We start from the raw sequence: 14,941 nt of genomic DNA on the forward strand, positions 1-14,941 counted from the left end.
AAGCTCAGTCGAGGTTTGGTTATGACCACAGCCCGTCGCCAGTTGATAGATGCTGAAAGCACGCCCTTTTACCACGTGATTAGTCGCTGCGTGAGAAGGGCATTTTTGTGTGGTGAAGATGCTCTGTCGGGGCGCAGTTACGAGCATAGACGTGGCTGGATAGTGGATAAAATCAGGCAGTTGTCGTCAATATTCTGCATCAACGTTTGCGCTTATGCGGTTATGAGTAATCACTACCATTTGGTGCTTAAAATCGACCTTGCTGCGCAACAATCGTTGTCACCATTTGAAGTCATTGAGCGTTGGACCGGGCTCTTTAGTGGCAATCCTGTGGCGGCAAAGTTCCTCAAGGGCGATAGTCTCTCAGACGGTGAACGAATACTGTTGGATACGCTGATTAGCGATTGGCAGGAACGCCTTGGCAGTATCAGTTGGTTTATGCGCTGTTTAAACGAAGATATCGCCCGCAAGGCCAATCGAGAAGATGGTTGCAAGGGTGTATTCTGGGAAGGGCGCTTTAAGTCGCAGGCGCTGCTCGATGAACAGGCGCTGCTGGCCTGCATGATGTACGTGGATTTAAATCCCATTCGCGCAGGTATTGCTGATTCGCTGCAAACTTCTGATTACACGTCCATTCAGGAGCGTATAGAAGAAGTTGCTGAGCCTGCATCTGCCAACGCTTCAATTAAGCCACTGCTGCAATTTAATGGTGCAGCCACTGCCACCGAACAAAGCGGCATTCCGTTTCACTTTGCCGACTATCTGGAGCTGATTGATTGGACAGGCCGGGCGGTGCGGGAAGACAAGCGTGGCTTTATTGCCTGTTCCAGGCCCAAACTACTGCTTGAGCTTGGTATCAGCGACGATGCCTGGATAACTTCCGCCAAGGAGTTTCGCCGTCAGTACAGTGGCATGAGTGGCCGATGGGATGCCATGTGTGCCATGAAGGCCAAATATGGCGGTAAATGGTGCCGGGGTAAGCAACAAAGCCAAGCAATACATCCCCATTAACCTTAAACCCTTGGTGATATTGCAGCAACAGGCTTAAGCCTGCCGTTGGCATGCCTGGCAACCGCAGTTTTTGTATGAAGCACGCAGATTACTCGTCTCAGAGAGCCTACTTCCAAAAATCCGTCGTTATTTCTCAGAGACTGACACCCTGTAACGAGTTTCCTTGCAGCTCGGAAAGTGTTTAGGATGTCCTATATATCGTTTGAGCTTGGTATCAGTGACGATGCCTGGATAACTTCCGCCAAGGAGTTTCGCCGTCAGTACAGTGGCATGAGTGGCCGATGGGATGCCATGTGTGCCATGAAGGCCAAATATGGCGGTAAGTGGTGCCGGGGTAAGCAACAAAGCCAAGCAATACATCCCCATTAACCTTAAACCCTTGGTGATATTGCAGCAACAGGCTTAAGCCTGCCGTTGGCATGCCTGGCAACCGCAGTTTTTGTATGAAGCACGCAGATTACTCGTCTCAGAGAGCCTACTTCCAAAAATCCGTCGTTATTTCTCAGAGACTGACACCCTGCAACGAGTTTCCTTGCAGCTCGGAAAGTGTTTAGGATGTCCTATATATCGCGCAGATTACTCGTCTCAGAGAGCCTACTTCCAAAAATCCGTCGTTATTTCTCAGAGACTGACACCCTGTAACGAGTTTCCTTGCAGCTCGGAAAGTGTTTAGGATGTCCTATATATCTTTATATATCTGGCGCTAATAAACCAAAAAACAGAGTATATCGTTAAGTAACTAACTGATTTTAATAAGTCCAAAGAGTTGATGTGCTGACAGGTAGAACCGACTCTCTGTGAACCTGACAAATAGCTGGGCTGCTAAAAGCCATGGCACTAATGAGGACAGAGAGTACGGATGTTCATTAGGGCTCACGAAGCCGGATATATGTGTGTGGCTACTTTGTCAGAAAGAGACCTGCCGGTGCTTGCATCGGAGAGGTGTCCATATAAGCTATTTAGCCTTTATCATAGTGGCGAATGGGCAGTTGGCTGACACTGTCGAGTCGCCAGGCTCCCTTCTCATACACGAAGCGAACGCTGTGCAGGGCATCCTTAAAGTCATAGCGTTGGTTCGAGTCTGGCAGGACCTTGTTAAACTCCAGCTGAATGTTTTGATAGCCATCCTCAATAGACAACTTACCCAGATGATTTGGCAAATCGATAAGGCGGCTCAGCGCCTTGTCCAACTCGCGATTTTGTATCGGCAGTTGCTGCTTAAACTGTTCACTGAACAAGGCCGCGAAGGCTTGTTTGTCCTTGCTGTGGATATAGGCGGCATTGGTCCAGTCGGCCAACAAGAGTTCGAAGGTCTTGTCTGCCCGGGTTAGAGATGCGATGGGGGTTTTGTTGTCGTTGGTAAGGTAACTTTTAAGAGCTGCCTCGGCTTCTTCAAGGCCGCGCTCGAATATTTGCGCCACCTTTATCGCAGCCGGATCCTGGTTGGCCTTTAGCTCAGCGCTAAGTCTGTTGACGGCTTCCACCCGCTCTTGCCAACTGTTGAAACCTTTCATTAGGCTTTGTAGTGAAGCTTTATGCTGCTTCATTGCTTCGGCGACGGCCTCATCTTGCTGCCGCGCCGCTCTGGCTTCGGAGCTCACATAATCTCTAAAGGTGCTGTTGAGTATGGTTTCGGGGGCATCGAAGTAGAGTCCCGCGCCGCTGTAGGGATCGACCCAGAGATCGCCTGTGTTTATTGGAGCTGATGGCTTAGGGTGGATATCGCCGTAATAGATTCGATCTAATTTGGCTTGGTTTTGGCTAAGGAAGGCGCTAATCGCCTTGCCATCAGTGGCGGACAGTCGTTGGTATTCGGCCGCCAGTTGCTGCAACTCTTTGGAGTTCTGCACCCTTTGGCTGGCATAGTAGCCACAGCGCAGGTCACAGGCTTGCTTGGTCAAACTGGAAGCCGGGTCTAAGGTGATCGCCTTGCTCTGGACAAACACCTCGGCGGTATAGACGCCTCTGGGAATAACACCACTCTTATCCATCAGGTAAATGGTGTTGTTGGGACTATGGCGGCCGACGACTTGAAGATCTTGTTTGCTGGCGCACAGGGAGTAGTCCCTGCTGGTGACCGGCAGTTCCTTGCCATAGGTGGAAACGACCAACTTATCCAGGCTAATCCCTTCGGGCACACTGCCTGTAATGCTGAGATCGCATTGTTGAGCGTTGACATTGAGAGTTAGGCCACCCAGGGCCAGGCCAAGAAATATCAATCTTTGTTTCATGCAAAGTCCTTGTTGCGAGTTGTTTCTTAAAACTTGTAGTGAGGCTTTTCCCATCAGTCTTTCGTGAAAAATCCCATATTTGCAGTTAAAATTAGTTGCTTAGTGAATGATGGTTTAATTTGTTTATGCTATCGCGAATTGTCCTGCCTTGTCACCAGTTAATGGGGGGCAAGTAAACGGATGATTGTAGAACGTAAGAGATGTGGTACATCATCCTATGTTAAACATATCTCACTGATGCCTCGGATCGACTGTAATTGGCGGAAATTATGCTTTCAGTCACTGTTTATAATGTGGTTTCAGGTGTATCAACAACGGGGCCGCCGAGCTAATCTTTGAAGTGGTGCCTGATTCTGCTTGGGAGAATTAGTTGGCCTGACTGGTAACATGGCTATAGGTATTAAAAATGATCAGCACTACTACAAGTTTGAATCATCTCTGTTATAAACAGTAATTGGATAATAGATGTTTTCAATGGCGAGTTATAGCTTTATATAAAAATATGACTCCATTAAGTGTTGGGGTTGGTACCAATTTCGAGATTGGAAAAATGAAAGCTTTACTGTATTTAATTTAGATGAAAAATAGCCAAAGACATTCAGTGAAGTAAATTATCCCACTGCGACACACGGAACTTTGACTTTTTTGTTGCAGAAGGTGAATAACTTTATGTGACTGGTTGATTGAGTTTTGATTGAATCCTTTTGGATAGTATTTAGGTTGAATTCGCGATAAGTTGCAGAGCCAAAATTGAAATGTTCAATGTTGGCAGGGTAAGCCAATGTCAGTCGGGTTATTGCTAATTTTATAATTGCCAATATCATTAATGTTAATCTGTTAAGTGTAGAGTGTAATTTACTTGCAACCCAATAGTAAGGTGAAGGGTTGGCTCTTCTAGTTTTTATAGGTCTATATTATTTACAAGTGTACTTTTTATAATGTAAGTATGATTGTCGGTTTGTGAACTGTGATAACATTGAGGTTCAATTGTTGTATTTTGAATTTATACTGAATTATTTTGTAACTGTAGATCTTGGTAAGGCTTTAATAACACCTTTTATGAGTTAATGGCTTACAATGAGTAAGGAAAGGTGGGATTGTGACTGGTAGTGCGGAGCCATGCTCATACGTTATCTGAGCTGTTGATATTCCGCATTTGTCATCTTGGTCTCCTTAGAGGCATAGTGTGTAACTTATGTTTGGTATGAGAAGAAAACAGTGAAAATTGACGACCTCAGATTATTTTTATCGGTTGTGGATCTGGGCAGCTTTGCCGCCGCCGCCAGTTCCATAGGTGTTCCACGAGCCTATGTCAGCCGCCGTATTGGTGAGTTGGAGGCTGATTTAGGTAGCAAACTCTTTACCAGAACTACACGTAAGCTGACTCTGACGCCCACCGGAGAAATTTACTATCAGCAGTTGCTGGAGATTATTCCCAGATTGGAGTCGTTAAATGAGTCAATCAAGAACCAAAGGAATATGCCAACGGGCTCTGTCAAACTGGGCTTGATTGGCGATGCCGATATTGTCGCCCACAACTTGTTGCAGGAATTTCTTCGAAAATATCCGCTGATCACTTTGGAAACTCATGTCAGCAACCTGGGATACCACGATATTTTGACCTACGGTCTGGATGCCTGTGTTCATATAGGTGAGATGAAAGACAGTTCCTTCGTGGCCCGCCCCTTGATGAGAGGATTGCGAAAGCTCTATGCCAGCCCGGATTATATCGCGCAGCATGGCATGCCCACATCGATAAATGATCTGGATAATCATGCTTTGATCATTCACCGTTTGGCCAACGGCGAGCTGGAAGATAAATGGATTTTTAATCAGGGTGAATACCGAACCCATAGCCGGCTGATCTCCAACAATAGTTCCTACGTAAAACATGCTGTTATGAATGGTGCTGGTATCAGTTTGTTGGCTGAACTGAGCGCCGAAGAACACGTCAAGTCGGGTGAGTTGGTAGAAGTACTGCCCGAGTGTGAAGTTTATGTTGATGATGTTTGGTTGGTTTATCCGAGCCGCAAGGGGATGACCCATGCCGCCAGGTTATTGATCGACAGTATTATTGAGGAGGCACGTAAGTTGGATCTGTAGATTGTCATGAATTCCGTGACATTGATGTGTAAATATATGTTATTGTTTTAAATATGGCCTGGTATTACTCTGTGCCGCAATTGATATAAGTAGTTAGGAAATTGCAGTGACAAGAGTAAAATCGACCGGGCTTAAGTTAAGTCTGCTATGCAGTAGCGTGGTATTCATGCTGTGGGGTTGTGGCAACAGTGAGCAACCACAGGCGGCCTCGACCGCGCTTCCACTGGTTCAGGTGATGGAGCTTCCGGCTCCGGTCAGTGACAGAGTGCATCAGTTCAGTGGCATTCTGGAGTCGGACAAGACGGCTGAGCTGTCTTTTAGGGTGCCGGGCACACTGGAGCAGATCTTGGCTGATGAAGGCAGTCAGGTTAAAAAGGGTCAAGTCATCGCTCGTCTGGATCCTCATGATTTTCAGGTCAGCGTGATGGAGCTTGAGGCCAGGCTCAGTGAGGCCGAGGCTGCACATCGTTTGGCAGCCATCGAGCTCAAGCGGGTTCGCGCCGCTATTAATGATAAGGCGATAGCCGGGGTCAAACTGGATCGGGCCATTAGTGCCGAAGCACGCGCCAAGGCGGGTGTCGAGCTGCTGAAGCAATCTTTGAAAAAGGCCCAGGACTCTCTGGCCTATACCTCTCTCAAAGCTCCCTATGACGGCGTCATAGGTAAGCGCTTTGTCGACCGATATGAGCAGGTGGATGTTGGTACTCAGATAGTGACTATACATCAACCCACCACACTTAATGCCGTGGTCGATGTCTCTGAAAGTCAAATTTGGAATCTACGCCAGGGCGCAAACGGTGAAGTCTCTTGGTTCAATGCTGAAGGTTCGGTTGCGGCCGAGATCACCCAGATTGCCAGTGTCCCCGATAGGCTCAAACGCACCTATGAAGTGACCTTTGCCCTGAAACAAGCGCCTAAGCAGTTGGTTGCCGGAAAGGCGGTCAATGTGGCGGTGAACTTACCTTACGCCAGCCAAGCGCCGGTGTTTTGTATTCCGGCCATGGCGGTATCCAGTCAAAAGAGCCAGCTGTACGTTAATCGGGTAGTGAATGAGCATGCCAGCGCAGTAGCGGTTAAAGCCATGAGTCAAACCGACGACTCTATCTGTGTTTCCGGCGAACTCCAGCAAGGTGAACGTATCATTTTGGCCGGTGGAGCCTTTGTGGAAAATGGACACAAGGTGGAGGTATTGGGCGAGGCGCAGGTTAAGTCATGAATCTGTCTACCTTTGCACTGAGACAAAAAACCTTTGTCATTTTTTTCACGATTCTTGGCATGATTGCCGGGATCTACTCCTATTTTGATCTGGGGAAGTTGGAAGACCCTTCATTTACGGTTAAAAGCGCGGTTATCGTGACTCTCTATCCGGGGGCCGATGCCAAGGAAGTGGAACAGTTGGTGACCGACAAGGTCGAGACCAAGTTGGAAGAGATGGAGTCGCTGTGGAAGCTGCGTTCACTATCCCGTCCCGGTAGCTCGATGATCTTTGTCGATCTCAAAGAGAAGGTGAACTCTGACGAACTGCCGCAGCAGTGGGACTTACTGCGCCGCAAAGTGGAAGATGTGAAGCTGGAGCTGCCGATGCAGGCGCAGATCAGCATAGTCCAGGATGAGTTTTCCGAAGTCTACGGCATGTTGTTTGCGGTCTATGGCGACAATATGAGCATGGCGGAGATGAAAGATCACGCCAGAGAGTTGCAGCGGCGGATCAAGGCGGTTGATGGCGTGAAAAAGGTGCAGCTGCACGGTATTCATGAGCAGGTGGTTAATATCCGCGTCTCGGAAGAACGTCTGAGCGAAACCGGCCTGACCATGCTGCAACTGATCGATCAGCTGCAGAGCCAGAATATGCCAGTGACCGCCGGTGACTTTGATCTCGGGATTGAAAACCTGCGGGTAGAGCAGGGCGGCAGTTTCCAAACTGTGGATGATATTCGTAACGTCAGTATTCAGACCGGGATCAATGGTTTGAACTCGGCGGTGATCCGCTTGGGCGATATCGCCGATATCACTATGGACTATCAGGATCCTGCAACTACTTTAAGCCGTTTCAATGGCCAACAGGCGGTTACTCTGGCTGTGAGCCCAGTCAACGGTATCAATGTGGTTAGCATAGGCGACACCCTCAAACAGGTGCTGGCGGATTATCAGGCCGAATTACCTGCGGGTGCCGGTATCGGAGTTATCGCTTATCAGCCGGAAGAAGTACAGAAGTCGGTCAATAACTTCATTAGCAATCTTATTGAAAGTATTGTGATAGTTGTGGTTGTGCTGCTGATCTTTATGGGTTGGCGCAGTGCTTCGATTGTTGGTGCTAGCTTGTTGCTGACGATTCTATTTACCCTGGTTTACATGAATTTGACCAATGTGGATCTGCAGCGGGTCTCCCTGGGTTCCTTTATTCTGGCCCTGGGGATGCTGGTGGATAACGCCATTGTGATAGTGGATCTGTTCCAGGCCAAGATTAAACAAGGGATAGAGCGTACCCAGGCGGTTGTCGATAGTATCAAGGAGATGGCTGTCCCGCTACTGGCGGCGACTGTGATTGCCGCCATGGGCACGGCGCCGGTATTGCTGTCACAAACCGATTCGGCCGAGTTTTCCCTGTCCATTGTCCAGGTGCTGTGCAGTTCACTGCTGCTTTCCTGGGTGATCGCCATGATAGTCACGCCGTTGATGTGCTGGTTCTTCCTCGGCACGGCCGTTGATGAAGACAAAGCAAAAGCCCCTTCACGCTATTGGTTGATGTACAAAAATGCGGTTGATTGGGTAGTGGAAAACCCCAAGAAAACCTTGTTGTATGTTGTTCCTTTACTGGTCGGCACCCTGTTGGCCGCACCGTTGCTGAAGGTGAACTTCATGCCGTCATCGGACCGGGCGATAGTGTTTCTGGATTACTGGTTGCCCAATGGTGGTCGCATAGAGCAGACCTCTGCCGATATGCGCAAGGTCGAAGCCTGGTTATTGCAGCAACCAGAGGTGGAGAGTATTTCTAGCTCGGTCGGCGAGAGTGCACCGCGCTTTTCGGTGACGGTTGAACCCGAGCCGCTGGACTCCAGCTATGGTCAGATACTGATCAACACCCGCAGCTATGAGGATATTGAGCCCCTGGTCAGTCGTGGTGATGCTTGGTTAAAAGTGCAATTCCCCTATGCAGAGCCGAGATTCAGGGATCTCAAACTGGCGACCAAGGATAAGTATTCGGTTGAAGCGCGCTTTATCGGCCCGGATCCCGAGGTGCTGCATCGTCTGGCCGATGAGGCAAAGGCTGTAATGGCCTCACACCCCAATCTCAAATATGTTCGCGACGATTGGCGCCAGGAAAGTAAGGTGATGACGCCTATGGTGGACCTGCATGCGGCGCGTCTCGCCGGCGTGACCCGAACCGATATTGCCAATGCCATCAATCGGGTGACCGAAGGCAGCCAGGTGGGCACCATGAGGCATGGGGATGACCTTATTCCCATTAAGCTGCGCAGCGCCAACGCAACTCTGGAGCACTTTGAGAATATTCCGGTGCGCTCTTTGCTGGGCACTCACAGCGTGCCTATGGGACAAGTGGTTGAGAGCATAGAGATCAAGGGTGAAGAAAGCATGATCTGGCGTCGCAACCGGCTGCCGGCTATCACGGTTCAGGCCGGAGTTAGCGGCGACACCGCATCCAATGTTCGTCAGCAGATTGCCGCTGAGATTGAAGCCATTGCCTTGCCGGCCGGCTACAAGATGGAGTGGGGCGGTGAATACTATGACGAGCAGCGCTCAATTGATGACTTAATGAAACAGAACCCCAAGGCCACCTTGTTGATGCTGATCATTCTGGTCGCCATGTTCAATGCCTTCCGCCAGCCCATGATCATCATGATCACCTTGCCGCTGGCCTCCATTGGCATTGTCTGGAGTCTGTTGTTGCTGGATAAACCCTTCGGCTTTATGGCGATAGTCGGCATGATCTGCCTCTCGGGCATGATCATCAAAAACGGTATTGTGCTGATGGATCAGATAGAGCTTGAGCGTCGTAACGGTTTGGGCATTGCCGAGGCGATCAAGGCTGCGACCTTGAATCGAACCATGGCGATCTCAATGGCGGCGTTGACTACGGCGCTGGGGATGATCCCTCTGCTTACCGATCGCTTGTTCGATCAGATGGCGGCCACCATTATTGGCGGTCTCACCGCGGCATCCGTGCTGTCACTGTTTGTAATGCCGGCCCTTTATCGCTTGTTTTATCACAGGGATGAACAAAAAGAAGCCGAACAACTTGAGTTGGCGGCCCCATCACAGCCTGTATTGACAGCCAAAGAGGTGAAGTAATGAAGAAGCATATTTTGGCTGCCATTGTCGGCGTAACCCTGGTCAGTGGTTGCAGCATGGCACCTGACTATCAGTTGCCAAGCGTGAAGGTCAGTGAGCTGTATTTCAATGCCGATACCCAAGGCGTGGCGGCTCAGGCCCTTGACTATCAAGAGTGGTGGCGGCAGTTCAATGATCCGCAATTGGATGCCTTGGTAGCCACGGCGCAGCAGCAAAACATCAACCTGAAAATCGCCGCCGAGCGGATCCGTTCGGCCCAGGCCTACGAAACGGCAGTGTCATCTTTGAAGTTGCCTTCGGTTTCTCTGGGCGGTGGGTATATGGATCTGCGGATCAGCGAGAACGATCCCATGATGGGGGGCGCAGTTTCCGGCGTCGACTTGCCCGACTCCCTCGGTGGCGGCAGCGTCAAATTGATGGACAGAGACCCCAATAGCAGCTTTCTCGGGGCGAAGATAGCCTGGGAGGCCGATCTGTTTGGTCGCATAGATAGCCTGAGCCGGGCCGCCGAAATTCGGGTTGAGCAGGCAAGAATACTGAGAGCCAACCTCACCACCTTGATGACGGCCGAAGTCATAGATAACTATCTGCAATATCGCGGCGCCGAGGAGCGGATGCTGATCGCGGCCAAGAATATCAAGGAGCAGACAGAGGTGCTGGCACTGGTGGAATCGCTGGAGCGCCATGGTTATGGCTCCAGCCTGGATGTAGCCAATGCCAAGGCTGCGCTGGCGACGACCAAGGCGATGCTGCCCATGCTGGACTCGGCCAAGCAGGCACATCTGCATCGGCTGGCGTTGCTGCTTGGGGAGAATATCAACCAAACCCAGGCGCGTTTGACTGATGCCGCATTGCCGCAGATGCAGCAGTTGATCCCGACCGGTGTGCCTTCTGAATTGTTGACCCGGCGTTTGGATATCGCCTTGGCCGAGCGGGAAATTGCCGCCAAGAATCAGGAGTTGGGGGCCGCCATTGCCGCCAAGTACCCCAGCTTTTATCTAACCGGCGCCCCGGGGATATCGGCAGATCACTTTGACGATCTCTTCTCCTCTGGCTCCACGACTTGGGCGCTGGCAGCGGGGTTTAACTGGAATATTTTCGATGCCGGTCGGACTCAAGCCATGGTCGATATCCAGGAGAGTGGCTTTAAGACAGCTGTGTTGAGTTACCAACAGACGGTCAATAACGCCATCAATGAGGTTGAAACTGTGCTGAGGCTCTACGGCAATAGCCAGGAATATCATAAGCATATAGTCAAAGCAGAGGCCCAGGCCGAGACGGCTGTGACCAAGGCCACTTCCCTGTATCGAGCCGGGCTTGAGAACCACTTGAGTGTGTTGAATGCCCAGAATGTCAAAAACAACATTCAGGATGCCGAAGTCGTGGCCAGGCTCAATACCGCCTCTACTGTTGTCAATCTGTATAAGGCGCTCGGGGGCGACTGGAGCTTGAAGCAAACCCAGTCGCAACAATAAGGCGTTGATCATAGGTGCAGAAGGCTTTGTGTGAGTCTATCCCTGCACCCGCTTTTTCCAGGGTGAACAGCTGAGTCTGGTCACACTGAAAATCACAGGAGTTATTGTGGAGTCGTTAAATACCCCGCCGGAAGGTGCTGACAGCCAAGGGCAAAATACCAAGTTGCAGGCCTGTGAAGAGTGCGGTTTGGTGAGTGCTTTTAGCGAGCCCAAACCCGGCAACAAGGTGAGCTGTCCTCGCTGTCATCACGGCTTACAGTCAGCCTTGAAGGCACCGTTTCAGCAGGTTTGGGCCTATGGTTTGGCGACCCTTATCATGTTGGCGTTGAGCCTGGGATTTCCCTTTCTGTCTTTCAGTGTCCAGGGCTTGTCGCAAAAGGTCAGTCTTTGGGGGGCCTTGGTCAGCATGCATTACGCCAGCAATAGTATATTGGCGTTGGTGATCTTGCTGTGTGTGATCATCTTGCCGTTGATCTATATCCTTTTTGCCATGTCCATCTATCGCCTGGGTTATCTGTCGAGCCAAGGCAAGGCTGTGTCTTTAGGTTGGGCCCGAGTGGGCAGCAAGCTTGTTTTCAAGTTTGAATCCTGGTTGATGGCCGATGTGTTTCTGGTGGGGATCTTGGTTGCCATGGTGAAGATTATCGCCTTGGCGGATGTTGGTTTTGGACCATCTTTCTGGGCTTTTTGCGTTTACAGCCTGCTATTGGTGAAGTTTGTCTCCGTCATTGATAGTTCGTGGATCTGGGATCGCTTGTCGCCCAGAGACGAGATTGCCAAGGTTCGTAGTGGCGACAGTCATCTGAATCACAACCACGAGACCTGCCATATCTGCGGCCAATTAAATTTGGTGTCGAGTAAAAACTGCTGTCGCTGTGGCGCCGGGGTTCAGCCTTATATTCCGCTACAAAGTATGCAGACTGCCTGGGCTTTTTTGTTGGCCGCCGTGGTGTTTTATATACCGGCCAATTTTTATCCCATCATGTATACCACCAGCGTTGGGCAGACTGAGGCCTCAACCATTATCAGTGGTGTGGTCTTGCTTTGGCATCTGGGTTCCTATCCTGTGGCTTCAGTAATTTTTCTGGCCAGTATAGTGATCCCTACCGCCAAGATCCTGTCTCTGGCTTATCTGTTTCGCCAGGTGGGCAAAGGAACAGGCAAGGGTAAAGAAAATCGCAATCAGTCGCTGTACCGGGTAACCGAATTCATCGGCCGCTGGTCCATGATAGATATCTTTGTGGTGGCTTTGCTGACCGCTCTGGTTCAGTTGGATGAGCTTATGGCCATTAAGCCGGGACCTGCGGCACTTTCCTTCGCCATGGTGGTGATCTTGACCATGTTGTCCGCTATTAGTTTTGATTCCAGGGTGCTTTGGAGTCAGTCAGGGCTTAAAAAGTCTACCCATGAATAATATGAGTGAATCTATGTTAAATGATGAATATGTCCGGGCCGAAGAGTCCCCAAGCGCCAAGGTGTCTGCCGTTTGGCTGATACCTATAGTTGCACTGGTGATTGGTTGCTGGATGCTTTATGACTACTTCGATCAGCTTGGCAGTGAGATCAAGCTTCACCTCAAGACTGCAGAAGGCATTGAGGTGGGTAAAACTTTTCTCAAGTCACGTAATGTCAATGTTGGTGTGATTGAGAGCATTAAATTGAGTGATGATTACAGCGCGATTATCGCGACGGCAAGAGTGTCTCCGGATGCCGAGAGAATGCTGACTACAGACGCTCGTTTCTGGGTGGTGAAGCCCAGAATCGGCAAAGAGGGGATCACAGGACTGGATACCTTGTTGTCCGGTGCCTACATAGAGTTGGAGCCGGGAAGATCTGCCGTCGCCAATTATGAGTTCAATGTACTGGAGCACCCTCCGGTAGCCTCGGCCGATGAACAGGGCATCAGGGTCGTGCTCAATAGCCGCCAGGCGGGCAAGCTTGGCGTCGGCGACCCTGTACTCTACGAAGGCTTCACAGTCGGCAGAGTGGAAAGCACCGGCTTTGATACCGATAAACGCCAGGCGTTTTACCAGCTGTTTATCAATAAACCCTATGATGAATTGGTGCGCAGCAACAGCCAATTTTGGCTGGCATCGGGGCTGAATATGCAGCTGTCCGCCAAGGGGCTTGATCTGCAGGTGGGTTCCCTGGAGTCATTGCTCAGAGGAGGCGTCAGCTTTGGCTTGCCTGAGGGGCGTTTGGCCGGGGAAAAGGTTGAGGATGGTGAGGACCATTTCCGTCTCTATGACTCGCGGGAGCTGGCTAGTCAGAGTCTTTATAGCCAGTATTTGGAATATGTCATGTTGTTTGATGAGTCGGTGCGGGGGCTGCATGAAGGCGCCAGCGTCGAATTCCGCGGTATTACCATAGGTAAAGTGGTCAAGGCACCGCTGACGTTGCAGCAGTATGGTGTTCATGGCGCAGGACTCAGCAATGGCACCATTCCGGTATTGGTCAGAATTGAGCTGGCGCGGGTATTTGAAAACGCCGAGTCGGCGGGGCTTGAGCAGCTGCGCTCAGAAATAGACAGAGATTTGGGGGCGGGCCTGAGAGCGAGCCTCAAGACAGGAAGTCTGTTAACCGGCGCGCTGTTCATCGACTTGGATCTGTATCCGGATGCCGAGCCATACCAGGCCGGAACTTTTATGGAGTATCCACTGTTTCCCACCAAGCGTGCCGGAGTGGCCGAAATACAAAAGCAGGTGGGGCAACTGATCAGCAAATTAAATAACTTACCACTGGAGAGCACTTTCCAGGGGGTCAACCATACCCTGGAAAACACCAGTGCCGCCTTGGCGCAATGGGACAAGGTGGGGCAAAAATTGGAGCAGTTGCTTAAGCAACAGGAGATGCAGGCCTTACCGGGTGAGCTGCAAAACACGCTGCGGGAATTTCAAGGGATGGCGCAGGACTATGGTCAGGACTCGGCCATGTACGCCGAATTGCAATCCAGCCTGAAACAGCTCAAGGCTGTGATGCGGGAGTTGCAGCCCTTGTCACGGCAACTGAATGAAAAACCCAACCTCTTGATCATGGGGGCAGATACTGCCGCTGATCCGACACCGAAAAAGGCCGATTGATATGCGAATTATCCTGTTTTCTCTACTGCTGGTATTGGCCGGCTGCTCCAGCCAACCCCAGGTAACCACTTATTTCTTGGGTAAAGCGCCGCAGGCAACTTCTGAAACGAGAGCAACATCCCATCTGCGCCAGTGTCAATGGCGCCTCGCCGGGGTGGAAATGGCCGACTTTCTGGCGGGCAATGGTTTGGTTTATCAGGTTTCAAACCATGAATTGGCTATCGCCCGTCAGCATCTGTGGGCCGGTGATATCACTGAGCAGATAAAGGTCAAGATGGTATCTTTGTTGGCCAATGAATGCCCACGTGAGGCCTCGGTCAATATACCGGCGCAGCAGCCGTTAACCCTGACTTTAAGTTTCAACGAGTTTCACGGACGATACAGCGGCGATGCCTTGATTGGGGGCCATTGGCGCATCAGTAAGACTTCCGGCGAACAAGTGTTGCAGGCCGACTTTCATTATGACGTGCCCCTGACTTCAGACGGATACCCGGCGCTGGTGGAGAGCCTCTCCCTGGGGCTTGAAAAGCTGGCGCGGGATATTGATGCCGGGATTGCGAGCCTGAATCTCACTAGCGAACAGAGTTTGGCTTCCACGCGCTAAAATACTGTTGAACGCAGCCAACTTGCTGACTAATGCCAGAGGCTTGCTGATGGCTTTTGCCTAACGCTATTTGGCTGGCAGCATCAGCAGACTGCCGCTATGTGGATAAACATAAAAATGCCTGCA

Annotated in this window: 9 protein-coding genes and 1 pseudogene; 9 read left to right on the forward strand and 1 reads right to left on the reverse strand. The window is 50.6% G+C overall.

The window, feature by feature from the left end; translation table 11 throughout:
- The first annotated feature begins 21 nt into the window (after nucleotides 1–21).
- Both WKR14_RS03705 and WKR14_RS03710 read left to right on the forward strand, forming a co-directional pair.
- Nucleotides 22–1,011, forward strand: coding sequence for a transposase (locus WKR14_RS03705; protein WP_339087389.1), 990 nt, complete (start codon nucleotides 22–24; stop codon nucleotides 1,009–1,011).
- Between the two features lie 204 nt (nucleotides 1,012–1,215).
- Nucleotides 1,216–1,380 (forward strand): annotated as a pseudogene (locus tag WKR14_RS03710) (alpha-amylase family glycosyl hydrolase); the annotation flags it as partial.
- Nucleotides 1,381–1,970: 590 nt separating this feature from the next.
- Here the strand turns inward: WKR14_RS03710 and WKR14_RS03715 are convergent.
- Entirely contained in the window at nucleotides 1,971–3,242 is a 1,272-nt protein-coding gene (locus tag WKR14_RS03715) for a hypothetical protein (protein ID WP_101057779.1), read from the reverse strand.
- A gap of 1,218 nt (nucleotides 3,243–4,460) precedes the next feature.
- Here WKR14_RS03715 and WKR14_RS03720 point away from each other — a divergent pair.
- The 7 genes from WKR14_RS03720 (at nucleotide 4,461) to WKR14_RS03750 (ending at nucleotide 14,815) form a co-directional block, all read left to right on the forward strand.
- A complete protein-coding gene (locus WKR14_RS03720; protein WP_101052688.1) occupies nucleotides 4,461–5,345 on the forward strand; it encodes a LysR substrate-binding domain-containing protein in 885 nt (294 codons plus the stop codon).
- Between the two features lie 106 nt (nucleotides 5,346–5,451).
- On the forward strand, nucleotides 5,452–6,561 hold the full coding sequence (locus tag WKR14_RS03725) for an efflux RND transporter periplasmic adaptor subunit (RefSeq protein ID WP_224867552.1): 1,110 nt from the start codon (nucleotides 5,452–5,454) through the stop codon (nucleotides 6,559–6,561).
- A complete protein-coding gene (locus WKR14_RS03730) occupies nucleotides 6,558–9,656 on the forward strand; it encodes an efflux RND transporter permease subunit (RefSeq protein WP_335917980.1) in 3,099 nt (1,032 codons plus the stop codon). The genes WKR14_RS03725 and WKR14_RS03730 overlap by 4 nt, the downstream gene beginning before the upstream one ends.
- The gene (locus tag WKR14_RS03735; RefSeq protein WP_339087391.1) at nucleotides 9,656–11,131 is read left to right on the forward strand and encodes a TolC family protein; all 1,476 of its coding nucleotides are present in this window, start codon (nucleotides 9,656–9,658) and stop codon (nucleotides 11,129–11,131) included. Before WKR14_RS03730 ends, WKR14_RS03735 begins: the two co-directional genes overlap by 1 nt.
- A 106-nt stretch (nucleotides 11,132–11,237) precedes the next feature.
- A complete protein-coding gene (locus WKR14_RS03740; RefSeq protein ID WP_224867548.1) occupies nucleotides 11,238–12,545 on the forward strand; it encodes a paraquat-inducible protein A in 1,308 nt (435 codons plus the stop codon).
- A gap of 1 nt (nucleotide 12,546) precedes the next feature.
- Complete coding sequence (gene pqiB / locus WKR14_RS03745) at nucleotides 12,547–14,211, forward strand: intermembrane transport protein PqiB (RefSeq protein ID WP_101052702.1); 1,665 nt, start codon at nucleotides 12,547–12,549, stop codon at nucleotides 14,209–14,211.
- 1 nt (nucleotide 14,212) lies between these two features.
- The gene (locus tag WKR14_RS03750; protein WP_101052680.1) at nucleotides 14,213–14,815 is read left to right on the forward strand and encodes a PqiC family protein; all 603 of its coding nucleotides are present in this window, start codon (nucleotides 14,213–14,215) and stop codon (nucleotides 14,813–14,815) included.
- Nucleotides 14,816–14,941 lie beyond the last annotated feature (126 nt).

This window comes from Shewanella chilikensis (assembly GCF_037953065.1).
Classification (GTDB): Bacteria; Pseudomonadota; Gammaproteobacteria; order Enterobacterales; family Shewanellaceae; genus Shewanella; species Shewanella chilikensis.

What these genes read in the sequence shown, in the direction of transcription:
- WKR14_RS03705 (WP_339087389.1), top strand. Translation starts at nt 22, where the DNA reads ATGACCACAGCCCGTCGCCAGTTGATAGATGCTGAAAGCACGCCCTTT.
- WKR14_RS03715 (WP_101057779.1), bottom strand. Translation starts at nt 3,242, where the DNA reads ATGAAACAAAGATTGATATTTCTTGGCCTGGCCCTGGGTGGCCTAACT.
- WKR14_RS03730 (WP_335917980.1), top strand. Translation starts at nt 6,558, where the DNA reads ATGAATCTGTCTACCTTTGCACTGAGACAAAAAACCTTTGTCATTTTT.
- WKR14_RS03735 (WP_339087391.1), top strand. Translation starts at nt 9,656, where the DNA reads ATGAAGAAGCATATTTTGGCTGCCATTGTCGGCGTAACCCTGGTCAGT.
- pqiB (WP_101052702.1), top strand. Translation starts at nt 12,547, where the DNA reads ATGAGTGAATCTATGTTAAATGATGAATATGTCCGGGCCGAAGAGTCC.
- WKR14_RS03750 (WP_101052680.1), top strand. Translation starts at nt 14,213, where the DNA reads ATGCGAATTATCCTGTTTTCTCTACTGCTGGTATTGGCCGGCTGCTCC.